General features: G+C 36.2%; 26 protein-coding genes and 4 pseudogenes. 5 read left to right on the top strand and 25 right to left on the bottom strand.

Annotated features, from left to right (window positions below):
- Positions 1–11: 11 nt before the first annotated feature.
- From sigG to M44_RS21135, 12 genes and pseudogenes are all read right to left on the bottom strand, one after another.
- Entirely contained in the window at positions 12–788 is a 777-nt protein-coding gene (sigG, locus tag M44_RS07010) for an RNA polymerase sporulation sigma factor SigG (protein ID WP_010172292.1), read from the bottom strand.
- Between the two features lie 196 nt (positions 789–984).
- Positions 985–1682 (bottom strand): annotated as a pseudogene (sigE, locus tag M44_RS21145) (RNA polymerase sporulation sigma factor SigE).
- Positions 1683–1726: 44 nt separating this feature from the next.
- A complete protein-coding gene (gene spoIIGA, locus M44_RS07000) occupies positions 1727–2650 on the bottom strand; it encodes a sigma-E processing peptidase SpoIIGA (RefSeq protein WP_010172291.1) in 924 nt (307 codons plus the stop codon).
- A 322-nt stretch (positions 2651–2972) separates the two neighbouring features.
- Positions 2973–4106 carry a cell division protein FtsZ gene (gene ftsZ, locus M44_RS06995; protein WP_010172289.1) on the bottom strand — a complete coding sequence of 378 codons (1134 nt, stop codon included), beginning with the start codon at positions 4104–4106 and terminating at the stop codon, positions 2973–2975.
- Between the two features lie 39 nt (positions 4107–4145).
- Complete coding sequence (gene ftsA, locus M44_RS06990) at positions 4146–5435, bottom strand: cell division protein FtsA (protein WP_010172288.1); 1290 nt, start codon at positions 5433–5435, stop codon at positions 4146–4148.
- A gap of 98 nt (positions 5436–5533) precedes the next feature.
- Positions 5534–5913: pseudogene (locus M44_RS21140) on the bottom strand (small basic family protein).
- Entirely contained in the window at positions 5913–6641 is a 729-nt protein-coding gene (locus M44_RS06980; RefSeq protein WP_010172285.1) for a DUF881 domain-containing protein, read from the bottom strand. Before M44_RS06980 ends, M44_RS21140 begins: the two are co-directional and overlap by 1 nt.
- Before the next feature lie 25 nt (positions 6642–6666).
- A complete protein-coding gene (locus M44_RS06975) occupies positions 6667–7188 on the bottom strand; it encodes a DUF881 domain-containing protein (protein ID WP_010172283.1) in 522 nt (173 codons plus the stop codon).
- A gap of 179 nt (positions 7189–7367) precedes the next feature.
- Complete coding sequence (locus tag M44_RS06970; protein ID WP_010172280.1) at positions 7368–8156, bottom strand: cell division protein FtsQ/DivIB; 789 nt, start codon at positions 8154–8156, stop codon at positions 7368–7370.
- A gap of 194 nt (positions 8157–8350) precedes the next feature.
- Positions 8351–9259, bottom strand: coding sequence for a UDP-N-acetylmuramate dehydrogenase (gene murB, locus M44_RS06965; RefSeq protein WP_010172278.1), 909 nt, complete (start codon positions 9257–9259; stop codon positions 8351–8353).
- Positions 9260–9537: 278 nt separating this feature from the next.
- The gene (gene ltrA, locus M44_RS06960; RefSeq protein ID WP_010172277.1) at positions 9538–10812 is read right to left on the bottom strand and encodes a group II intron reverse transcriptase/maturase; all 1275 of its coding nucleotides are present in this window, start codon (positions 10810–10812) and stop codon (positions 9538–9540) included.
- Positions 10813–11348: 536 nt separating this feature from the next.
- On the bottom strand, positions 11349–12854 hold the full coding sequence (locus M44_RS21135) for a phytoene desaturase family protein (RefSeq protein ID WP_040365351.1): 1506 nt from the start codon (positions 12852–12854) through the stop codon (positions 11349–11351).
- A 163-nt stretch (positions 12855–13017) separates the two neighbouring features.
- On the opposite strand from M44_RS21135, the gene M44_RS06945 reads away from it, so the two are divergent.
- The 5 genes from M44_RS06945 (at position 13018) to M44_RS29355 (ending at position 15859) form a co-directional block, all read left to right on the top strand.
- Positions 13018–13725 carry a glycosyltransferase family 2 protein gene (locus tag M44_RS06945; RefSeq protein WP_010172272.1) on the top strand — a complete coding sequence of 236 codons (708 nt, stop codon included), beginning with the start codon at positions 13018–13020 and terminating at the stop codon, positions 13723–13725.
- A 617-nt stretch (positions 13726–14342) separates the two neighbouring features.
- Positions 14343–14561 carry a glycosyl-4,4'-diaponeurosporenoate acyltransferase CrtO family protein gene (locus tag M44_RS29835; RefSeq protein WP_420167098.1) on the top strand — a complete coding sequence of 73 codons (219 nt, stop codon included), beginning with the start codon at positions 14343–14345 and terminating at the stop codon, positions 14559–14561.
- A 196-nt stretch (positions 14562–14757) separates the two neighbouring features.
- Positions 14758–14961, top strand: a complete 204-nt coding sequence (locus tag M44_RS06930) for a DUF2188 domain-containing protein (protein WP_010172268.1) — start codon at positions 14758–14760, stop codon at positions 14959–14961.
- An 86-nt stretch (positions 14962–15047) separates the two neighbouring features.
- Complete coding sequence (locus M44_RS21130; RefSeq protein ID WP_081447443.1) at positions 15048–15590, top strand: MBL fold metallo-hydrolase; 543 nt, start codon at positions 15048–15050, stop codon at positions 15588–15590.
- Complete coding sequence (locus tag M44_RS29355) at positions 15476–15859, top strand: MBL fold metallo-hydrolase (protein WP_081447442.1); 384 nt, start codon at positions 15476–15478, stop codon at positions 15857–15859. The genes M44_RS21130 and M44_RS29355 overlap by 115 nt, the downstream gene beginning before the upstream one ends.
- Before the next feature lie 44 nt (positions 15860–15903).
- Here the strand turns inward: M44_RS29355 and M44_RS06920 are convergent, their stop codons facing one another.
- The 13 genes and pseudogenes from M44_RS06920 to M44_RS06865 all read right to left on the bottom strand — a co-directional run bounded on the left by M44_RS06920 (position 15904) and on the right by M44_RS06865 (position 24395).
- Positions 15904–16800 carry a CvfB family protein gene (locus M44_RS06920; protein WP_010172263.1) on the bottom strand — a complete coding sequence of 299 codons (897 nt, stop codon included), beginning with the start codon at positions 16798–16800 and terminating at the stop codon, positions 15904–15906.
- Between the two features lie 45 nt (positions 16801–16845).
- Positions 16846–17325, bottom strand: coding sequence for a hypothetical protein (locus M44_RS21125; protein WP_050770931.1), 480 nt, complete (start codon positions 17323–17325; stop codon positions 16846–16848).
- Entirely contained in the window at positions 17307–17564 is a 258-nt protein-coding gene (locus M44_RS24980) for a hypothetical protein (protein ID WP_050770930.1), read from the bottom strand. Before M44_RS24980 ends, M44_RS21125 begins: the two co-directional genes overlap by 19 nt.
- Entirely contained in the window at positions 17561–18049 is a 489-nt protein-coding gene (locus tag M44_RS06910; RefSeq protein ID WP_010172261.1) for an ECF transporter S component, read from the bottom strand. Before M44_RS06910 ends, M44_RS24980 begins: the two co-directional genes overlap by 4 nt.
- Positions 18036–18626: a cob(I)yrinic acid a,c-diamide adenosyltransferase gene (locus M44_RS06905; RefSeq protein WP_010172259.1), complete on the bottom strand. Its 591-nt coding sequence runs from the start codon at positions 18624–18626 to the stop codon at positions 18036–18038. Before M44_RS06905 ends, M44_RS06910 begins: the two co-directional genes overlap by 14 nt.
- An 11-nt stretch (positions 18627–18637) precedes the next feature.
- Complete coding sequence (locus M44_RS06900) at positions 18638–19063, bottom strand: bifunctional adenosylcobinamide kinase/adenosylcobinamide-phosphate guanylyltransferase (RefSeq protein ID WP_010172257.1); 426 nt, start codon at positions 19061–19063, stop codon at positions 18638–18640.
- Positions 19024–19419, bottom strand: coding sequence for a histidine phosphatase family protein (locus tag M44_RS27970; protein ID WP_081447441.1), 396 nt, complete (start codon positions 19417–19419; stop codon positions 19024–19026). Before M44_RS27970 ends, M44_RS06900 begins: the two co-directional genes overlap by 40 nt.
- Positions 19416–19643, bottom strand: a complete 228-nt coding sequence (locus M44_RS28765; RefSeq protein WP_081447440.1) for a histidine phosphatase family protein — start codon at positions 19641–19643, stop codon at positions 19416–19418. The genes M44_RS27970 and M44_RS28765 overlap by 4 nt, the downstream gene beginning before the upstream one ends.
- Positions 19601–20392, bottom strand: coding sequence for an adenosylcobinamide-GDP ribazoletransferase (cobS, locus tag M44_RS06885; protein ID WP_010172252.1), 792 nt, complete (start codon positions 20390–20392; stop codon positions 19601–19603). The genes M44_RS28765 and cobS overlap by 43 nt, the downstream gene beginning before the upstream one ends.
- A gap of 4 nt (positions 20393–20396) precedes the next feature.
- Positions 20397–20909: pseudogene (locus M44_RS06880) on the bottom strand (bifunctional adenosylcobinamide kinase/adenosylcobinamide-phosphate guanylyltransferase); the annotation flags it as partial.
- A 59-nt stretch (positions 20910–20968) separates the two neighbouring features.
- Positions 20969–22411 carry an adenosylcobinamide amidohydrolase gene (locus M44_RS06875; RefSeq protein WP_010172248.1) on the bottom strand — a complete coding sequence of 481 codons (1443 nt, stop codon included), beginning with the start codon at positions 22409–22411 and terminating at the stop codon, positions 20969–20971.
- A pseudogene (locus M44_RS27965) lies at positions 22408–23470 on the bottom strand (FecCD family ABC transporter permease). Before M44_RS27965 ends, M44_RS06875 begins: the two are co-directional and overlap by 4 nt.
- Positions 23433–24395: an ABC transporter substrate-binding protein gene (locus M44_RS06865; protein ID WP_010172242.1), complete on the bottom strand. Its 963-nt coding sequence runs from the start codon at positions 24393–24395 to the stop codon at positions 23433–23435. The pseudogene M44_RS27965 and the gene M44_RS06865 overlap by 38 nt, the downstream one beginning before the upstream one ends.
- Positions 24396–24487: the final 92 nt, after the last annotated feature.

The raw sequence follows: 24487 nt of genomic DNA, 5'->3' as shown, positions 1-24487 counted from the left end.
ATGTCTGCTTTTTACTGAATGTTTTTATTCATGTGTTTGATTGCTGCCTTTTCAAGTCGCGATACTTGTGCTTGAGATATGCCAATTTCATCTGCTACTTCCATTTGAGTTTTTCCTTGGAAGAAGCGCTTCCTGATGATCATTTTTTCTCGATCGTTTAAGCGTCTTAATCCTTCTTTTAATGCAATTTCTTCTATCCAGTTGACATCTCGATTTCTTTCATCACTTAGCTGATCCATCACAAAGATAGGATCCCCCCCATCATTGTAAATGGGTTCGAACAATGATACTGGATCTTGGATCGCGTCAAGTGCAAATACGATATCTTCATGAGGTACATCTAACACTTTCGCGATTTCTTCTGCGGTTGGTTCCTTTGATGTTTCTCCCATCAACTTTTCTCTTGCTTGAAGTGCTTTATAAGCAATATCACGAAGCGACCTTGAAACTCTAATTGGATTATTGTCTCTTAAGTATCTTCTAATTTCTCCAATTATCATAGGCACTGCATATGTAGAGAACCGTACGTTCTGACTTAAGTCGAAGTTATCAATTGACTTCATTAGACCGATACAGCCTACTTGAAATAAGTCGTCTACATATTCACCACGATTATTAAATCGTTGAATGACACTTAATACTAATCGCAGGTTACCATTCACAAGCTTCTCCCTGGAATACGTGTCTCCTGCCTGCATCTTTCTAAAAAGCTCTCTCATTTCTTCGTTTTTTAATACAGGAAGTTTTGAAGTATCTACTCCACATATTTCTACCTTGTTGCGTGACATTTCTTTTCCCTCCTAACAGGAGATGATGTTCAAAAAACAGTATCTCCCCTGCAGGAAAAAATATGCACACTCTCAAATTGTTGATTCTTCTGAAAAATATAAAGTCTTATATAGCAAGGCATAGAGAATTAAAGTTTTAAAATACAGAATAGTTATAAAAAATACCTAAGGATGTCAGGCACCCTTAGGTATTTTGTTACACCATTTTATTAAATTCTTTTCTTAGCCTCTTGATAATTCTTTTCTCTAAACGAGAAATATACGATTGTGAAATTCCTAACATATCAGCGACATCTTTTTGTTGTTTTTTCTTCTTCACCATTCAGCCCAAATCGCAGCTCCATTATTTGCTTTTCTCGATCATTTAATTGATGTAGGGCAGAAAACAATAATTTCTTGTCCACGGTTGCTTCGATATCCTTTGTAATAATATCATCATCTGTTCCTAATACATCAGATAAAAGCAATTCATTGCCGTCCCAATCAATATTCAAAGGTTCATCAAAGGAAACCTCCGAGCGTATTTTGTTATTTCTACGCAAATACATCAGTATTTCATTTTCAATACACCTAGAGGCATATGTAGCTAACTTTATCTTTTTTTCTTGGGTTGAATGTGTTGACTGCTTTAATTAAACCAATTGTTCCAATAGAAATTAAATCTTCAATATTAATACCAGTATTTTCAAACTTTCTTGCTATGTACACAACAAGTCTAAGATTACGCTCAATCAATAATGATCGCGCAGTTTGATCACCACCAGGTAACTTCTGAAGAAGCACTTCTTCTTCTTCTTTAGATAAGGGCGGAGGTAGGGCCTCACTTCCTCCTATATAGTAGATTTCATCTGATTTTAACCCTAGCTTCAACCGTAATTTGTGCCACCAGTACATCAATTTAAATCGTAAACGCTTCACCTAATCTCCCCTTTGTGCATTTATGAAACCTTTCCTTTTGCGTTATCAGACACCATCTTAGGCTGAACAATACAATCAAACACATCATCAGCAGAAAGAGCTCTAGTAGTAAACGAGACCAACCCTTTTTTAACAACATAAGATTGATCGTTCGTCATAATTTCTATAAGGTCTGGTTTAAAGGCTTTCAACATCTGATGTTCTTTCCCAATGGATTTTGCAGGTATTAACCGAACTCTTTCTAACCATTGATCCTCTAGTTGTTCAGGAAGATTGAATTGTTCTTCATCCTTGCACCATTCTACAAATAATGGATGAAACTGTTCCTGAATATTTTGAATGGAGACGATCATAACTGGAGACTTGGAAAGAGGATCAACCAATTGATTACCTGAATCAACCAACCCTTTTACCGTAATAGAAATATCAATGATCTTTATTTTTACGGTAACTAACTGATCGTACTGAATATTGATGATTTGAATTTGTTCTCTCTGCGATTGACTAAAATACCAAATAACAGGAAATCCTAAAAGAACAAAGACCCATGAAATGGGGTCCCCAAAGCCTTGGACACTCCCTTTTGAAACTGCGTGTAATAAGCTTTTATCCCACTGAATAAAATAATGAGAGCCAATAATCATGCCTCCCGCTAAAAAAGAAAGAAAATAAAACATTCCAAGCGATTGAACAAAATACTTCCATCTTTTATACCCAAACGTTGCTAAGACCATAAAGATGGATACGACAATTTTTCCTACTGGATGTAACAAAAATGAGAGCCCCTCCATAAAATAAGAGATGAGAATGATGGACCCGATAAATCCTCCGATAAAAAATCTCCACAATTTCACACTTCTCTTAAGGAAAAGAGCGGTTAATGCAAGGAGCATACTGTCTACAAGGAAATTTAATAACCAGATTATATCAAGATAGACGACCAAATTTCAGAAGACCTCCTACTCCTTGTCTATGGTTTACGGTTAGTATACAGTGGATTATTTTTGAAGTGTGTCAGTTTGTGGGTAAAATATAAAGAAAATACAAAAGATTTTGTCGTTTTAGAGTAGGTTAAATACCATGCAAAGTAGAGGAGAGTTTATTTGATACTAGGAATCAACATGGGTGTGTCTAAGAACTTTTTGCTTTTAGAATTTGCCGAATCCAAAATCATACAGGAATCGTTTACATATAAAAAAACTAGACTGCATTTATTAATCTGATGGTAGCAGATTAATTAGACAGTCTAGTTTTTAAAAATTTTCATTAGCGACGTCGGTTACGATTACGTAAGAAAGTAGGAATATCTAAAGTGTCTTCTACTTGTTGAGTTGTCGTTTGACGTTGCTCATTTACAGGCTGCTGTTCTTGCTTCATTTCCCTTTTTGGTGTATGAGGCTGTTTTGTTTGAACAGTAGGTCTAACTGGCTTATTTTGTTGAATAACTTCTTCGTTAAAGCCCGTAGCAATTACTGTAACTACAATTTCTTCTTTTAAGTTCTCATTGATTACGGAACCAAAGATCATATTTACTTCTTGGTCAGAAGCTGAAGCAACAATATCAGCTGCCTCTTGAACTTCATATAAACTTAAGTTCATTCCACCAGTGATATTCATTAGAACACCCTGAGCTCCATCAATAGACTTTTCTAGTAAAGGAGAAGATATTGCTTTTTTGGCTGCTTCCGCTGCACGATTTTCTCCAGTAGCCACACCAATTCCCATTAATGCAGAACCTTGGTTAGACATGATCGTTTTAACATCGGCAAAGTCTAGGTTAATTAAACCTGGTGTAGCGATCAAATCTGAAATACCTTGTACACCTTGTCGCAATACATTATCCGCTTCTCTAAATGCCTCAAGCATTGGAGTACTTTTGTCAACAATTTCTAGTAGACGGTCATTAGGGATCACAATAAGTGTATCAACCGCTTCTTTCATTGCTGAAATACCACCAGTAGCTTGAGTAGAACGTTTTCTTCCTTCAAAGGTAAACGGTCTAGTAACAACACCTACTGTTAATGCACCTAAATCCCTTGCGATTTGAGCGATTACTGGTGCAGCTCCAGTACCTGTACCTCCGCCCATTCCAGCTGTAACAAATACCATATCCGCTCCTTTTAGAGCTTCTTCTAGTTGTTCTTTACTTTCTTCAGCTGCTTTTTTTCCTACTTCAGGGTTTGCACCTGCTCCCAAACCTCTCGTCAGCTTTCCACCAATTTGCATTTTTATTTCTGCTTTGGATAAATTCAACGCTTGTGCATCGGTATTCACTGCTATAAATTCTACACCTTGAACACCATGTTCAATCATACGGTTGACAGCGTTATTTCCTCCACCGCCAACTCCGATAACTTTAATTGTAGCAAGTTGATCTATATTCGTATCAAACTCCAACATGATAAATCCTCCTATTTTATGGAAATTACATCTCGATGTCTACTCAAAAAAGAGGCCAAATATTTTTTTCATCTTAGATGAGACCTTATCCTCTTCTCTTTTAGTTGGTTTGGTATTTACTTTAGCTTCCTGCTTAAATGATTGACGACTCTCGTTTGATTCTTGTGGAGTAAGCGTCGTATTTATATTTCTTCCTTGTAATCTAGCATGTTTAAAAGCATATTTAATTAGACCAACAGATGTAATAAATTGTGGCTCTCTAACCCCAATGTAATCAGGAATTGCAATGCGGACTCGGTTGTTAAACGTATATTGAGCAAGTTCTAATATACCAGGTAAATTAGATGTACCTCCGGTTAAAACAATGCCTCCTGGAAGGTCTTCCATTCCACGTTTTCTTAATTCGTGTAAGACTAACTCAAATAGTTCTTCTAATCTTGCCTCAATAATATCAGAAAGCTCAAGCTGGTTAAATTGTTCATGCTGATCACTTCCGATAATTGGTACACTGAAAATTTCATCTGGTGATGCATCGTCATAGAAAGCATGTCCATATTGTTTCTTAATATCTTCAGCAGATTCAGTGGAAGTACGAAGACCTACTGACAAATCTTTTGTTATATGCACTCCTCCAACTGGTAGAACAAAAGACTCTTTTAAATAACCGTGTTCAAAGATTGCAACAGAAGTAGAGCCGCCACCTATATCAATAAGCGCGGTACCCATTTGCTTTTCATCCTTAGATAATGCAATAGTCCCTGCTGCTAAAGGCTGTAAGAAAATATCTGAAATCTCAAGACCTGCTCTCTCCACACAGCGAAGAGTATTATGTAAAATTGTCTTACTTCCTGTTATGATCGTACCTTCTATTTCTAATCTAACGCCAATCATACCCCGTGGGTCTGTAATTTCATCTAATCCATCCACGATAAACTGTTTTGGTATGACATTAATGATTTCTCTATCTGGTGGAATAGATACTACTTGTGCAGCATCAAGCACTCTACCAACGTCCTCATTTGTTATCTCACGATTGTCACTAGAGACAGCTACAATGCCATGACAAGGTTGAAGTGCCACATGATTGCCAGAGATGCCGACAATCACCTGTTTAATGTTCATTCCTATCATTCTCTCAGCTTGTATTATGGCACGTTTAATGGACTGAACCGTTTCGTCTATATCCACAATGGAACCTTTTCTGATCCCTTCGGATTCTACATTCCCTACTCCAATAATGTTTAAAGAATCATTTGTCATTTCGCCAATAATCACTTTTGTAGTGGATGTACCGATGTCTAAACTTACATAAATTTCATTGCTGTTCAATCTTTGGCACCTCCTTAAATACTCTATTCATTTAAGAACAACAACTTACTCTAAATTCATGAACATACCATATGTAAATATTCGTCATGATCAGGTTGTTATCCTTTAAAATAATTAACTTTTTTCTTGTTTTTTGTTGATGTAGATGACCATTTTGAAAGTAAAATTCTTCTGATAACCGCAATATTTTGGAATAATCTAACTCCAAAAGCAAAAACTGCAGCTAAATACAAGTCTACACCAAGATGAACTCCTAGAAAAGCTAAACTTGCAGCTAATAGTATATTAAAAAGAATCCTGAAATAAAAACCTTTTCATCGTAAATTTCTTGTAAATACGCTCTAATTCCACCAAATAAAGTGTCAAGAGCTGCAAGTACAGCAATCGATAAGTAATTTGAGTATTCTTCAGGTATTTTAATATCTGTAAGTAGCCCTAGAGCAACTCCAATTAAGAGTCCCATTATTGGCAACCACACTATGAGTTACCCCCTTCTTCAACTTGCTCCATTAAGCGAATCCTTATTGTGTCATTATATGCTGGGACTACAACATTCTCCTCAGGAGAAGAAATTGAAATTCTCAGATTATCAATAAAAAATCCTTCTACTATTTCTGATACTTGCAATTGATTAAACAGATTTTGAGCAGAATCAATGTCCTTCGTTATGATTTCAATTGTAAAAGGAATATTTTTAATAGGCAAACCATTTACGGTTGTTTTACCATTAATATCACGTATTACACTCGTGTTTACGAGTCTTTGACCGTCAATGGAAATGGCCAGTGCACCAAAGCGATTCAATTCATTGACGAGTCTTTGTAGCATATCAGGTGAAACTTGTTGAATGGATGAACCTAGAAGAATCTCTTCTGTAACTGGTTCAACGGAAAGTGTTAGACCCGTTCCCACACGCTCTGTTAAACCCGCTTCATTTTTTAACATGTCAAGCGTATCTCTTAATGCTTGTTCTTTACTCGTCTCACGTTCAGACTCATATTTCTCTATTGTATCTTCTAACGCAGAAATTTGATCTAATAATATAGAGTACCTTTCTTTTTCCGTTAGTAGGTCATTACGCAATTCCCATATGTCTCTCGTATCACGAACAACTGGTTCCTTAACTGTTTGAAATTGTATTGCCAACATGAAACCAACTACTGCAGTGATGACAGTAAAACCAATCATTCCCTTTCGAAACACCATTTTCACCTTTCCTTACATATCTGTACTAAATTTCGTTGATAACAGACTCCATCACCATTTGATTTATTTTTTCAATTGAGAATATGATGTTATCGTTAACGATTTGATCCTTAACACCACCTGTTATGTTAATAGCTGATTCTAATACCTCAGAATCACCTATTGCAGAAATGACAAAGGGTGCAGGAAATTGTTCCCCATCAACCGTAATGACCGGTCCATTACAAACAATATAAGAGTCCGCTGAAATTCTCTTCCCATTTATGGATATCGCAGTCGCACCTGCAATATAGAGTTCATTAATCACCTTAAAAACATGATGCTCATGAACTAAATAATTATTAACATTGTCTTCTTTTGGGTCATAAGCACCGTCTTCTAATTTTACTGTTAGCCCTGGGCCTTTTACATCGACCTCTCCTAAAAACATTCGATACTTATTTACGTCCTCTACTAAATTAAAATAAACATCTTCCTTTTTTGATAATTCTGTTTCATAATCCTTTAATTCATTTTGGAGTGCATACAATTTTTCTTGTAGTTCCAAGTTTGATTCTTTTTGATCATTGATTTGATTACGTAAGCTATCTTCCTCTTTAAATTGTAGCGACGATGTAGGCTCTGATATCTTTTGTTGGTTGGTTAAATTATAGGAAAAAGATAGAATGAACCCTAGAACAAGAAAAACTAGAGATAAGAATATATAGCTCCCTCTTGCTCTTTTTTTTAATTTTCTTCATTAGTGGTTTCTTCACCTTCCTGCTTCGGTGTTTCATATGCTTTGAAGTATGTACCAACTTCTAAATCAATGACTCCCTTTTGATTAGGGTCTAGCTGGCTAATAATTGAAGGGTAAAAGGTTAATTTTTCAGCTAACGTTCTAATCGTTGCACTCACCTCAAACCCATCATTCATATAAAGAGTAATATGATAAGCATCTGTCTCTTTAGGAGTATAATAAATTTCAGAAATGCGTTGCACAATTTGTTCATCTAAGCTAGTTAGCTGAGTGAGTAAGGATTCTAAATACTTATCTTCAATAAATCCTCTTACAATGGGATATGATTGTAACGACCAATCTGTAGTTGGTTCGTTTACGATATAGCCGTTTTCTAATACAGGAAACCACTCTGTACCATTCACTAGTAATGCGGACTGTTTATATTCCGTTACTTGTATTAGGTACTTATTAGGGAAAAGCAGTTGGACTCTTACATCTTTAATCACAGGGTGCTCTTTAATCTTTTCTTCAACTGAGGATTTCCTAATAGACCAAATCGTCGTTCCAATCTCAATTTCTGTTTCGTTTACGATTGTTTCATTTGTTAATAATTCATTTCCCTCAATCACCAAATCCTGTACCTGACTAAGTGGAGATTGAATATAGACGACTAATAATATTAATATAAAAAACAACGACAAAAGCATGACAAGTCTTCTATTTGCCTTTTTCTTTCGCTGTTCTTTTAGCTTAGGTACTCGATCTTCTAAGGAAACGACTTTTTCCCTAACCATTCATTTTCCTCCACTCATACATTCTATCTCCCTTAAAAAGAGAACGACAACAACCCTCTGTTGTTGTCATTAAAGAACATCTATATAACGTTCACCGTAGTAACGAAATAACTCTTCGAATTGGAAAATTAAGACGTATGACATTCTATAAGATTATTTTAAACCATCTTTAAATGAGAGAAAAGAGTCAATCACTATTTTCTACCGATAATTTCAATTTCTGTTTCCATTCGAATTCCATATAGATCATAAATGGTTTGCTGTATGTATTGAATAAGTTTCCGTACATCTTCGGCACTTGCATTGCCATTATTCACAATAAAATTTCCATGGAGGTCTGATATTTTAGCTCCGCCAATCGTATACCCTTTTAAGCCGGCTGTCTCTATAAGCCTTCCAGCATATTCAGGCAATGGATTTCTGAAAATACTACCCGCACAAGGATTCGACCATGGCTGTGTTTCTTTTCGATAGTCCTTATTCACTTGCATTTCATTTTGTATAGAATGCTTATCCCCGGCTTCCAATTGAAAAATGGCTTCTAATACGATACCTGGACGTTTTTTTTGAAGGACAGAAGTTCGGTAGCTGTATTTCATTTCCTCTTTTGTTACCCAACTTATTGTACCGTCATCAAATAATACCTTTGCTTTCACTAATATAGTCGATAAATCCATCCCATGGGCACCTGCATTCATGTAGACGGCGCCACCTACACTCCCAGGAATTCCACCAGCAAATTCGAAGCCCTTTAGACCTTTTTTACTTAGTTGCGTTGCTAGTACAATAAGAGAATACCCTGCACCTACTGTGACTTGATTTTCATTGATATCAATATGGTCTAATCCTTTATTTAACTTCAAGACCACTCCTTCAATACCCTTATCAGAAACCAAAAGATTAGAACCTCGTCCAATCACCGTCCAAGGAATTTCACCCTTAATAATAACCTTCATAATCTTTTCGATTGCTTCAATAGAATAAGGTTCAATTAAAATATCGGCAGGTCCACCAATTTTTATAGTAGTATGATACTTTAATGGCTCATTATATTTTACGTTCCCAACATTTAACTCAACTAACTGTTCATAAATTCTTTCCATATATACAACTCCCTTCTATAAATTTTCGGGTTGAATGGAGCGTATTGGTTAATCAACGTGTGTTACGAATCGTAATAAAGAGTAGCCCAACTATTTCTTTCCCCTATATTACTACATTCTAAACGTGTATAAGGTTGTGTTTTTAAAAATTAATTGAAATGTAATCTTCTTTTAAACTAATACTCATAACGTAAAAATCGAGTAGAGGGAAAATAATATAATTATTTTCGCCCCTCTCACAACACCGTACGTACGGTTCTCGTATACGGCGTTTCAATTTATATTACAGTGTGTACTTTTAGGTAACGTTCCAAAGCAGAGGGAATTCCCCTCTGCTTTAGTCTTTCGTTTGAAAGTGCTCTTTGAACTACTTTCGATAATCCTATATATCGGTAGCCTTTTCGACAAAAGGTTAATCCTTTCGCTTCTTCCTTAGGAATTCCTAATTGAATTAGCGATTTGATTTGTTTTCTCGGTACCTTCCATTGTTTCCATATGATTACCCTAATTCTTGAGCGTAACTTCCCATCAATACGAGTCATTACCTTTTTCATGCTTGATATTCTAAAGTAATTCACCCATCCGAAAATGACTTGTTTCAATTTCATTATTCGGTAATCTAAAGGGATACTCCAGTTTCGCTTTGTCAATTGTCGAAGCTTCCTTTGAAATTTCTGTACAGAAGTTATGTGAGGTTTCACTTGATATCTACCATTTTTAAAATCGTAGTAGTAACCAAAGCCCAAAAACTTCAAATCTCCCGGGCGGGAGATTTTACTCTTTTCTGCATTGACTAACAAGCCTAATTTATCTTCTATAAATCTCACGATTGATTTCATCACTCTAATAGCTGCTTTTTCACTCTTCACAAAGATAAGAGCGTCATCAGCGTACCTCACGAATCGTAGTCCTCTATTTTCAAGTTCCTTATCTAGTTCGTTCAACATAATGTTACTTAAGAGAGGGCTGAGATTACCTCCTTGCGGAGTCCCAACTGGTGTTTCTTCATATCTACCATTCACCATAACCCCACTAACTAAGTATTTTCTTATTAGTGAGATAACATCTCCATCGTCTATTGTATTGGATATAATTCGCATAAGCTTATCATGGTGGACTGTATCGAAAAATCTTTCGAGGTCAATGTCCACTACCCAATCGTGTTCATCATTCAGAAATTCCAAGCTTTTTACAATTGCCATCTCACAACTTCTTTTTGGTCTAAAGCCATAGCTGAGTTCACTGAACTGCTTTTCAAATATCGGGCTGAGTACTTGATGAATAGCTTGCTGAACTACTCTATCCACTACTGTTGGTATTCCCAATTTGCGCATCTTTCCATTTTCTTTTGGGATTTCCACTCTTAAGGCAGCTTGTGGTTGGTATTTTCTTGTTCTGATGCGCCTGCGCAGTTCATCCTTGTTCTCTTTCAGATATTGTTTCAGTTCATCGACTGTTACTCCATCAACTCCACTCGCGCCTTTATTTTTATATACACGCAAGTAGGCTTCATTCATATTTTGATTACTCAAAATCTGTTCTAGAAGTTCCACACTCGTTTCTCCTTCCCTCTCACGTAATAAGTGATAACTCCCTTTTGGTTTTCCTCTGAGGTACGCTCATACTTTCCCCATTAACACATTCTGAGTAGGTCACTTACGCATTCGTGGCGTTGAAACACTATAAATTGTTTAGCCCTTCATGAATTACTTCATTACTATGGCTTCTGCTGACTTCTTGCGACAAACCTTTTTCGACTGTACCTACGTACATCCGCAAGACCTCCCAGGGTAAGACAACTATCCTTCCTCTTTTACTTGCCTGATTTACCCTACAAAGTTACGCACATCTTTTGGACTTTGACTTGTTATGGAGCCTTATCCCTTTGTAGAGCCTTAGTATCAGGTTTCTGTTCGTCAAGCCAAGATTTTATTCCACGCTTCCTCCAGCCCTTACCTCACGATAAGTACCTTGCGCTTCCTTAGTGGTTGGTCGATGTGTACCCCCACAGTGGACTTTCACCACCTAGATAGTTGCCATGCCTGGCACACATAAAAAAGAAGGCATACAGCCTTCTTTTTTCAATACATTATCCAGCATGTTGATCTTGATCTTTAAGCCCTTCAATTTCTTCAATTAAATCAGCGGTTAATTGACCAGATAACGTCACCATTGGAACTCCACCTCCAGGGTGTGTGGAGCCTCCTACAAAATACAAGTTATCATATTCTTTGCTTTGATTTGGAATTTTAAATCCACCATTTAGTTTACGATCTGTCACTACTCCATAAATGCTACCACCGTTTGAACCATACAATTCTTGGATATCGTTTGGAATGAATTGATGTTCAAATTCAATATGCTCTCTTATATCATCAAGTCCCATCCGTTCTAATTTAGAGAAAACATTTTCACGATATTGATCTCTATAAATAGACCAATCTTCTCCCTTCTTTAGTGGTGGAACATGTGTGAGGATAAAGAAATTTTCTTTCCCTTCAGGTGCTTGGGTATGATCAGATTTTGATGAAATACCGATGTAGACAGTCGGATCATCGGCTAGTTGTTTTTTGTTAAAAATTTGATCGAATTCTTTTTTGGGGTCATTTGAAAAAAAGAAATTGTGATGCGCAAGCTGTTCATACTTGCGATTTATTCCTAGTAACAAAACAAGACCGGATACAGTTGGTTGAAATTTCTGAAGATCTTCAAGGACCACTTCATTTTTTCGTTCTTTTGGAAGTAGTGTTTCATAACATGGAATTGCTTCTAAATTTGATACGATGATATCTGCATCTATTCTTTTTCCTTGATCGGTTATGATACCTGTCGTTCTTCTTCCAGAKGTCATGATTCTAGAAACTTTCGTCTCGAGAATCAAATTCACATTTTTCTCTTTTAACACTTTCTCCATTGCTCTTGCAATTTCATACATACCACCTTGCACATAATGAACTCCAATACCAAGCTGAACATGTGCAAGCTGTGAAAGGATAGCAGGAGCATGATAGGGAGATGATCCTATGTACATAATAAGAAAGTTAAATAATTGTTGAACATGCTTACTCTTAAAATATTTTTTTGTTGATTGATCCATTGTTTTCAAAGGATCCATTTGTAGTAATTCTCTAACATCATGAATCGCTCTTAAATCTTGAATGCCAGAAATAGATTTGTTGTAAAAGCTTTTCATACATAGATCATACATTTTACTCGTATACTGTAAATACTGTAAGAAATTCTTAGCATCTGACTCCGAAACTTTTCGTAATTCTTCTAGCATGGTTGGTAAATCAGCAGACATATCTAATGTTTTGCCATCTTCATAAAAAGCTCTCCATCCAGGCTCTACTCTACTAATCGTTAAATAATCTTCTAGGTTTCTTCCTGCACTAGCAAAAAGCTTTTCTAAAACCCAAGGCATAGTTAGAATGGAAGGTCCTGTGTCAAAGGAATATCCCTTTCCACTTCTTTTATTTAGTTTCCCGCCCAATCTTTCACCTTTTTCAACGATTGTTACATCATACTGATCTGCTAGGCGCATCGCTGTTGACATTCCCGCCAGCCCACCACCGATAACGATCACTTTTTTTATTTGATTTCATTTGTTAAGTTCCTCCTTAATGAGAGTTTATCAAGATACCATTATTTCCTTACTAAGAATTTCTATACCAGCACTTTTTAATAAAACTGATTGTATCCGCTGCATAAATTAGGGTAAGGCTGGAGATGCTGAGATTATTTTTAGGAGGTACAATATGATTATATTTTTATTGATACTAGTACATGTTTATTTATTTTGGAGAATCTCTTATCAGATTGACCCATCACCAAAGTCTACAAGCATTAGCATTATTATTCCTGCAAGGAATGAAGAAAATAATATAGAAACTCTTTTATCTTCTTTAGGAGAATCAAAGCTCACTGAAATTATTGTAGTAAATGATCAGTCAACAGACTGTACAAAGGAAATTTCTTTACAGTATGGAGTCGTGGTGATTGATACCCCTCCTCTTCCGACAGGTTGGTTAGGAAAGTCTTGGGCGTGTTGGAATGGGGCTAAGCATGCTAAAGGGGATGTTTTAGTGTTTGTTGATGCGGATACTTGGTTCCCTCGTGGGAGTAGTGCCCTCCAAACTCTGCCTTTTCATCCTAACCTTATATACTCGATACATCCCTATCATGTAACCAAAACATTCATTGAAAGCTTATCATCCTTTTTCCATCTTATTGTTGCTGCTTCCTCTGGTGCTACAAAGGCATGGGGAGAGGTTCTAGGAGGCTATGGTCAATGTATGGTTATATCAAAACAAACCTACTTTACTTTAGGTGGTCATCGATCAATAAAATCGGAAATCGTTGAGAATTTAAGCTTACTGCAATATGCCAAGAAAAAATGGATATACGTTAAAAGCCTTTGTAGGAAAAAATATTTTACACATGAGAATGTACTCATCCCTAAGTGAGATGACGAGGGGCTGGGCAAAAAGCTTTTCAAAAGGAGCGATAATGACTCCTTTGTCTTTGTTAATGGTAATTATTCTATGGATCTCTCTGCTATATACCTTTACGATTGAGTTAGCACAAAATCTCACCTTCTCCTACTTTTTAGGATATGTACTTGTAGCATTGATTTTAAATGGAACGTTAAAATATATCATTAATATAAAGTTCTATTCTGTGCTCCTATTCCCTTTTCACCTTCTGTTCTTTTTTCTGACCTTTCTGTATTCGTTATTCATTACGTTTATCAGGAAAAATGCTACATGGAAAGGTAGAAACATTGTCATAAGAAAAGATGGTGAAGATATAAAATGATTCTACTTTTTATTCTCTATTGGATTATCGTTCAAATAGGTATAGCTTGGTGGTCTTCAAAATGGAATATATCGTTCTTAATCCATTTTGATTGGCTGATAGCTAGCTCGCCCTTTGAATTACATCATAAGCACCTCTATGAAAAATATTTAAGCATTCATAAATGGAAGTCCAGGATTCCAGATGCTGGAGGTCTTTTTATAAAAGGTACAAAAAAGAAATCGCTTGTCAGCACTAAAAAAAGATAAATTAAACCAAACTAAAAATAGAAATAGACCGAGCAGAGTTATCGCATTGGTTTCAAATACTACCCTGTCTCCCTTTTTTCTTCTTTACTGATTTTACTATCGCTTTAATTATGTGCTTTTATGCGTTTGGAGCAAATATTCCATTTATACTAGTACAGCGTTATAACCGATTAAAACTTCTTCGGATCCTTGATAGTAAAACTCGAATGCAAAAAAAAGAAGGCTTGTCTACATAAACAAGCCTTCTAGAAAGAGAGGACATACTGCGGACCAAGAGAGAAAAGAACCGAACCATTCTTAACCCTCTAGTAAAAGTGTATTCAAAAGGTGGACAGGTTGTGATACTTCCCAAAAAAATATGCTTTCGTCACGTTTTATCCACTCCTCTACGGGTACTGAAAACATAAATCAAAGAAAAAGGAGAGAGCAACTATGAAAGAATATTCTGTAGTTCCAAACGAGAATGATAATGGGTGGATCGTGAAGTTAGAAGATGTTTCCCCAATTTATTCATCCATAACGAGAGAAGAGGCTATTGAAGAAGCGAAAAGAGTTGCAAGTGTAAATACACCTTCAAAAATTATCATTTTTACTCACAATCATGAGATGGACGACGAAATTAAATTCAATTCTTAAAGTAGAGAGCTCATTCTCTACTCTTTCTTTTTTTATTACCATCATAAATGTCTGATTTATCATCATACTACTCTTAGGAGGGATGAATGATGAAGGATCGAGTGTTACCTTTTACATCTATTGAAAATGGAGTCATCCATAAATTAAGTGATGATGTATTTTCCATTACAACAAAAATTGTAAATGTAATTGTTATTGTGAAAGATTCAACTTTTGTACTTGTTGATACTGGATTTCCTGATACATATGATTTATTGGTTTCTAAGATCAACGATATAACGAAAGGAAAAGAACTAGAAAGCATTATCCTCACACACGGCCATTTCGATCATGTTGGTAATATTGATAAATTTTTATCAACTAAACCTAGCAAGGTTTATGCACATAATGACGAGTTTCCTTATTTGGATGGTACTAAAGATTATCCTAAACCAGATGGAAGCGTTGAAGGAGGTTTAGTTGCTAAAATTTCTCCAACTTTTCCCAACGAAGGAATTAATATAAAAGAAAATTTATATTCTTTAGAAAAGATGGTACCGTACCCACTCTACCAGAGTGGAAATGGTTTGCTACTCCAGGTCATACTTCTGGACACATTTCGCTTTATCGAGAAAAGGATGGTCTATTGATTGCAGGTGATGCTTTTGTCACAGTTAGACAAGATTCACTTTACAAGGTATTTGTACAAGATACAGAAGTAAATGGACCTCCTAGATATTTTACAGAGGACTGGGCCAAGGCCGAACAATCTGTCATCCTCTTGGAATCCTTGAAACCTAAAAAAGTCATAACAGGTCACGGTAATCCTATGGAATCGGAAGCATTATCCAAAGAATTAGCTTACTTGGCCCATCATTTTAAGGAAATCGCTAAACCAGATTACGGAAAATTTGTTTAATTCCATTGAAAAAAAGCTGATTTCAGATCAGCCTTTTTTCATTTCTATTTTCTTTCTGAAAAATAAGTCCAACCATCCTCTTGATAAACTCGACCATTCTTCATCAATTGTCCAAGTGCTCTCTTAAACGCACCTTTACTCATTGAAAATTTATCTAAGATGATATCAGGTTGTGTTTTATCACCATAAGGCATAGCCCCTGCTCTAGTCTCCATATAAGCATAGATTTTTTCAGCGTCCACACTCATTTTATCTTGTTTACGAGGTAAGAAAGAGGCATTAACATTTCCGTCGTCTTTTACATCAATGACACGTGCTTTCATTAATGAGCCGAGTCTTGGTTCTTCTTCTCTTTCACTTTCATGGATAAAACAACGATATCCCTCTTCTGTAATGAGAAAGCTTCCAACACGAAGTACCCGATAGACTCGGCCTTCAATATCTTGATTTAGTAATTGTTTAGGTGCTGGTTTTCTTATTTCATCAATGACATTCTCTGTCGCTAATTTACCATACAGTAATCCGTTACTGTCTGTTTTTAACGTCATATAAAGCTGGTCTCCAACAGCTGGCCATAGTTCATCAAACTTTGGCAGATCGTCTGCTGATACGAGTATGTCTTTCTTTAACCCTATGGATACGAAAACACCAAGCTTTTCATTACTATCTACAACTTCACACCAATCATAAACATCCTGGCGAATCGTTGGGATTTTCATAGTGGCAGATAAGCGACCTTGCTTATCGTTGTACAGAAATACCTCAATTTCATCCCCTACTTGGATATCTTCTAGTATTTCGCCTTTATGTAATAATACATCTTCATAGTCATTAGTTAAGAAAAAACCAAAATCCACTTGTCTATCCACTGTTAGCGGCAATACTAAGCCTGCTTCTAATCTCAAATCAAACACGTCCTTTCGTTCACCCTTGTGAAACATTATTAAAGTTATCACTCTTTACACGTATTGTATACTCATTTTTTGTTATACACAAAAAATCATCCTCCTAATCAATAGGAAGGACAATAATTGGATGAAATATTTTTCTGCTAGCAGTTTGATATCATCTGCTATCTCTTTGTTATAACCCGCTATAAAGCAAGTTGATGGTCCGCTTGATTTAGTCAGATCCAGATCAGAATGTATAGAATTCTTATATAGTAAGATTTGTTCAATTTCAAAGGCAATTCCTTTAGACCCTACCGGAACTGTATATAAAACTTGAGAAAGTTCCGTAAACTTTTTGAACACTTGCATTGGAGCGATTTCATTTGCTTGATGTAATACTTCATCACCTACTAGAGGCTTTCCTATTATTGCTAATTCATGAAGCTCAGGATTAAACGTACTGTTTATCGTCTTGGTTTTTATACCTATAATAGTAATACCAATTCCTGATTGAAGAAGTGGCATATTCGTTTCCGTTGATCCTGTTATCGGTAGTTCTAACTCAAGCTCCTCCATTCCTTTTTAATACCCGTCACATATTCGTTCCAAGCTTTCGTTCCACTAAAATTTTGCAATATCACACACTGAGGGGCTCCACCAGCTGAAATACATTCCATTACGGCAACACGAAAAGTATAATAAGCTACCTGACTATTCTCTACTCTAACAACATCCTCATCTTTCTGTCCAATTCCTCCGCTATTATCACAGCTTATGATTAATTGATGAGATGGTAAGGTTATAATGTCTCTCACTGAAAGGTACCGGAAAACCTATGTGAATAAATCCACTGTATTTTTGGAAGAAGAATAATAACTAGGATGATATTTACAACGGTCGCAATCCCTAGAGAAGGAAGCAAGGAAAAAATAAAAATGATGGGCCCATGAAAAAAAAGAAAGGGCAATGGAGCTAAAAAGGTGTTAGCTCCAATAAAGAATAAAAACGCGACCCATTTATTAGTCTTGTAAAAAAGCGCATAAATGAAAAGTATACAAAACATTTCAATCATAATAATAAAGTGGAAGGGGCCTAGTGGAAAACCACCGCTTAATGAAGAAAGCAAGTGACCAATACTCCCTATAAAACCACCAATCATACCTCCGAACATGCTAGCTGCTATAAGAGGCGCGACAGAATCTAATGCGATTGAACTAATGGGAGATGGTATTTTAATGAAGCCTCCAATGACAGACAAAGCAATAAAAGCTGCGATTAGATTGACTCTACTTGTTTTCATCCTTTTTCACCTTAGCTGTAGTAAACACTTTTCTTCCTCGATTGTATTCGATATCTTTAACTCCCGAGCGATGATTAACAGCTCTTGCAGCAGCAAACAAGTAATCCGATAATCTATTAATATAGGCCAGAGAATGCTTTGGCACCATCTCATGTTCAGCAACTAAGCTTACGATTAAACGTTCTGCTCTTCTTGTAATCGTTCTCGCAATATGCAATAGAGCTGCTCCTCTAGTTCCTCCAGGTAGAATAAATCGTTCCAATGGTGGGCACTCATCTGTGTATTGATCAATTTTGCTTTCTAACTCTTTAATATTCTCTTCTGAAAGCTTTTCAGTAAGATTCTTTGATACATTGGATAAGTCTGCTCCTAAATCAAATAACTCATGTTGAATTCTTTCTAAATCTTCTCGAATATCCTCTACATGGTTATCATGAAGTTCTACGATTGCAGCTCCTATAAAGGAATTTAATTCATCAATTGTACCGTAGGCTTCCACTCTTATGTGATCTTTATGAACTCTTCCACCAATTAAACTCGTTTGTCCTTTGTCACCAGTTTTCGTATACAATTTCATTATGATTCCTCCTATTTAAGTTTAGTAGGTAGTCCATACCATATTTTATACACATCATCACAATACTTTACCGTATCCTGATAGAGCCATCCAACTAAATCTCGAAATTGTCTTATGGATGCATCCATTGGCACGATTCCCCTCGTTATATCATTTCCAATAATGAGAACATGTCGATTGTTACCATGTAGCTCCCAATTTTTTAAATCTAGCAGCATCTGAACCCATATGATTCTAATTTTAGAAGAATCTACTTGGTCCAACATACAATAGATTCGCTTCTCTAAATTTGTTATAACAATAGTGGAATTGTCCTCACCACCTAGTGGGAAAATAGATTCTTCCTCCTTTACCCATTTCACATTTTGAGTATAGACTAGATTATTCTTTGTCCAATCTATTTTTCCGTTAAATGCTCCACCTGTAATAAAGTACATCGATGGTCTCCTTCATTTCTTTCTAAATTCCACGTTAAGGTATATAAGACTGTATGGGAAATATCCCATTCCCAAAAGCTTTTCTTACTAGCTGGAGCAAAGGAATCTAATAAAACTCTCATTACTCCACCATGTGATACAATCAGATGATGATGATTTGGTTTATTTCTTATTTCTTTAAGCAACAAAGAAAAACCTCTATTTACTCTACATCTGAATTCTGTAAAATGTTCCCCATTTGGAATGGGTATGTTGAACGGCTCTTGTATCCATTGCTGATAGTTGGGATTGTGCTGCAATTCGTGATGAGTCAAGCCATCCCAATCACCAAAATGAAGTTCACGAAATTCACTTATTTTTCAATCAGTTTGTTAGGCACGACTAATTGAGCAGTCTCTATTGCTCTTACTAAATCGCTACATGAAACGGAATCCATTCGTTTCATGTATGGAGCAAGACGACTTAATCTGGCCACTTCTGTTTTTAATAGTGAAGAACTCTGCCAGCCTATATACTTTTTTTCAACATTTGCAAGAGTCATACCATGTCGCAGTAGTGAAATAGAAAAAGTATTCCCCATAAGAATAACTCCATTCCCTCAAGATTTGCCCCTAATACATCTCCTGTAATTCCATTGAACCATTTTACAACCTTCTTTTTCACCCAAACGTAAAATACCACAGCAAAACCGACAAATAACATTACAATAAACCCTAAATAGATATCATAAACGAACCCAAATATACATACTATCAGTCCATACATCCAACATATGTAAAGGTGTTTTGGTTTTACATGCTGACGAAAGAAATTGGCCATCCCATCTTTCTTAGCCGCAGGAAATGTGACCAACTGTAGAGATAATGCTATATAGCTAATAAATGGAGGTATCACGATTAACCATCCTGAGGTTTCTGATGTCATTCGGATTATTTCATAAATGAATATAAACTTAGTGCTAAGTAACATAATTAACGAGATGACTCCAAACGCACCCACTCTTGGATCCTTCATAACTTCAAGTCTTTTCAGAGGGTCTTTATATGAAAAATAAGCATCACTAGTGTCCATCCAGCCGTCCAGATGAAGTCCACCTGTAATCACTATACTTACAAGCCAGAGGAAAAATGCTTGTGTTATGAATGATAAATCACTTATTCCCACGAAGTTCATGCATATGAAAAGAAGAACACCTTTTAATATCCCTATTATAGGAAACAATTGGACGGAACGTTTTATACTAGTTGGATGTAAATCGATGTCAATTTTTATAGGTATAATCGTCAGAAATTGTAGTGAAAATAGGAAGCCTTTCCATATGTGGCTCAATCCATTAGCCTCCCCTTGTGGTGAAAAAATTAATTTTCTTATGAATAATCGGAATTCCCATGTCCATTTCAATCGCTTTGCTGCAGGTAAGAACGATCCAAGTATGCAGCTCGCCTAAGGTTTCGCAATAGGAATAGGTTAACGAGTTTGGTTCAATCCATTCAAAACTTATTTCATTGCTCACAATGATCACGATGGCCGATTTTTTTAGTATACTTTTTATCGTTTGAATCATTTTATTCTTTGGATTTAGAACAGTAGATACACTAAACATTTCGTTACTTAACCACGTAGTCAAACAGTCTATAACGATCACATCTTGTGGTTTTAAAAGGTGAAAAATTTCATCTAAATCTCTTTCTTTCTCTATCGTCACCCAAGGTAATGCTGAATTGTTCCTATCTTTTTGATGACGGTTAATCCGTTCAAACATCTCTGAATCTGTTATAGATGAGGTAGCTAGGTAAATTAAATTGCCATTACACCCTTGATGAAATTCGTAAGCAAGGTGTTCACTATAGGAAGTTTTCCACTACGTACTCCACCTGTTACAAATAGTAAGTCTCCCAATGTCATTCACTCCGTTGATTGTATCGCTTTTCTGATTGTCTCGTAGACACCTTTTGCAATGAGTGAGCCTAAGTGACTTACAGGACCACCATATTCTAAAAAAACTCCATTCTGAGTACATCCGATTGCAATACTATCAGTAGGGGTTCCAGTAGCCAATGTACCGTGTGTCACATCTAGTATTCCTTCATCTATCATGGCTTTTGATTTCGCTTCAGTTGCTGTCATTACACCTTGAATCAAAGCTTCATCCGTAGCATGTCCATTGACGAAAATCCATGTATTAATGGTCCCAATTCCTAATGAAGGGTATTTTTCTGCTTTCGAGATGTCTAGTGCATGAAAAGTTCCTGCCGTAACTGTAATCACAATCGAAACATCTTGATCCTTAAATTCGGTTACCACACATCGTTCTAAAGGAACAGCTGTCATCATGCAAGTACTTTCATCAATGTTTCTACCTAAAGAGTTTAAAAAGGATTGAACATCTGATTTCGGATCTTTGCAATCATACCCTTCATCTACCCATACGTTATAAAAATTCTTTCTCCAGCTAATCCCTCCGCCGATAATATCAGATGAAATGGTCCTCAGTGGAACCGGTGAAACATACTCTATGTAATCATTTGTCTTTTTAATAGCTTCTTTCTTAATCGTTACACTATGTTCTGGATGATCTCCATATAGAGTCATAAGAGGCTTTGGGATTGAAGGGTGGTGAGTTTGGTGAACATCTGTCTCGTACACACTTCTAATATTCGTTTCGCTTATCGTCTCATAAGGGCTCCCCATCGTCACCATTCTCCCTTCTTTCAACAAGACAATACGATTACAATACATAGAAGCTAAATTAATATCATGAAATACTCCAATAATAGTTAAGCGTTTATCCACGGACCATAATTTTAATAAGTCTAAAAGTTCTTTTTGATACCCAATATCTAGATGGTTTGTAGGTTCATCTAATATAAGAATTTCAGGTTCCTGAACCAATGCTTGTGCAAGAAAAACTCTTTGTCGTTCTCCACCAGATAATTCGTCTAAAGATCGATGAAGTAAAGTATGAATTCTCGTTAAGTCAATGATTCTTTTTATGACGTCACGATCTTCCTTTGATAAATGAGGAAGCCATCCCTTCTTATGAGCATACCTTCCTAATTCGATTGTTTCAATCACTGTATAGGGGAGTGAAAAATGAACATGTTGAGGAAGAACAGCCATTTTTCTGGCTAATTCTTTTGTATCAAAATGGTTAATATTCTTTCCGTTAATTTTCACTTCCCCAGAAATGACAGGCAGTTCTCCCAATAACAATCGTAATAATGTAGATTTACCTGAACCATTTGGACCAAGAATGCCCAGAAATTCATTCGATTGAACCGAAAACGAAAGATCTCGAATAATCGGCTCATTATGATAACCACCTGTTAATCTTAAAACATCAATCACACAGATCCTCTTCTTTCTCTTTTACGTTGAACTAATAGTAAGCCAAATACTGGTGCACCAATTAAACTAGTAAGAACTCCTATAGGCAACTCAGATGGTTGGATAATGGTTCTTGCACATAAATCTGCCCATATTAAAAAGCTTGCTCCATAAATAAACGATAGAGGCAGAAGTCTACTATGAGTTGGGCCAAATAACAATCGAACAAAATGTGGGATCACGAGTCCGACAAACCCAATAGTACCTGAAACTGCGACTGCTGCACCCGTAACAATAGAGGAACCTACTAGTACCAACCATTTTTTTCTTTTCACATTCACTCCTAAATGTCTTGCTCTGTCTTCACCAAATGAGATAATATCTAACTCTCTTGAAGATAGAAGTAATATGATCAACCCTATGGATAAAAATGGTATAAGCACCCCAATATGACTCCATCCTCTCATGCCGACACTGCCCAGTAACCACCCAATGATTTGTCTTAATTCTTCCCCTGTTAGGGAAATGATTAATGAAATAATGGATCCTAAAAAGAGCTGATAATAATTCCTGTTAATATAAGAGATTCTACTTTCATCTGCCTATCAAGTAATTGGGTAAACTGAATCACTAGGAAAATTGTAAGAAATGAGCAAAGAATACTCATAATTGGTAACGTTAGAAACGAAATAAAAGGTAAAGATAGTTGTAAAATATAGTTAGAACCGCTCCTAATGAAGCCCCAGAGGATATCCCTAATGTATAAGGATCAGCTAAGGGATTTTGTAATAAACCTTGAAAGGCGGCCCCTGCAATTGCAAGAGACGCCCCAACTAATGCCGCTAATATAACACGAGGTAAACGTATATTGGTCACGATAGATATTGTAGAAGATGGTATTTCCGTTATAGACTGACCTGTTATAAAAGCAAATAAGATTTGAACAATTTCGCTGAACGGTATGGTAACTGAACCAAAAGAGATGCCACACAGTAGAGATAAGATTAATAGTAGTACAGCTATACTTAATTGTATGGTAAATCTATTTGGTGAAAACCTCAGGATAGATAGCTTTTGCAACTTCTTCTACTCCTTCAACTAATCTCGGGCCGGTTCGTGTAACTAGATCAGAATGTATGTCGATTACTCTTTCATTTTTAATCGCATCCACTGATTCCCAACCAGTACGAGACAATACTTGCTCTATTGGATTTTCAACATAATAACCGTATGTTGTAATGATCACTTCAGGGTTACGATCTATAATTTGCTCATCATTTAGCATCGCCCATCCTTCAATATCTGATGCGGCATTCTCTGCATTCAACATTACTACTATCTCATTTAAGAACGTATTACTTCCAGCAGTATAAATTTCTGGTGATGGAGATACTTCAAAAAATACTGAAGGTGTGAGATCAGATGTTTTCGTCTTTTCAACTATAGCTTCTAATTCATTTTTCATTGAACCTACCACTTCTAATGCTTCCTCTGAAAACCCTGTAGCTTGTCCAATAAACTCAATTGTGCTATAAACTTCATCAAAATTTGAAGCATCATCTACTACTAATACTGTTATACCAGCGTCTTTAATTTGTTGTAGACCAGATTCCATTGAAGATAGACCAGATTCGTGGGCAAAGACCATATCAGGTTCTAATGCTATAATTTTTTCTACATTGATTTCAAAACCACCAACTTTTTCTAAGTCCATGACCTCTTCCGGATAATTATCATTGTCGGTGACAGCAATAACGTCTTCCCCTGTTCCAATTTCAAATAAAATTTCTGTATTACTTGGAATTAAAGAAATAATCTTTTCAGGATCGTTCTTAATCAAAATTTCTTCTCCAGTAGCATCCGTGATGGTAACAGGAAATTCTTCATTTTCTCCTTCACTAGACTCCAATCCGGTTCCTTCTTCTACTGGTTGATCAGTGTTCCCACAGGCTACTAGGCTTGTAGAAAAAACCGAAATCAATAAAAACTTTTTCCAATTTTTCATTCTCTCTTTCCCCCTAAATAAAATATGCATCTTCTTATGAAAGAAGATGCGCGCGTGTAGAAAGACAGAAATTTGTCTTCATACACCATGCT

Origin of the sequence: Bacillus coahuilensis m4-4, assembly GCF_000171615.1 — a bacterium.
In the GTDB taxonomy this organism is placed as follows: domain Bacteria; phylum Bacillota; class Bacilli; order Bacillales; family Bacillaceae_K; genus Bacillus_T; species Bacillus_T coahuilensis.
This window is presented reverse-complemented; position numbering and strand designations above follow the sequence as displayed.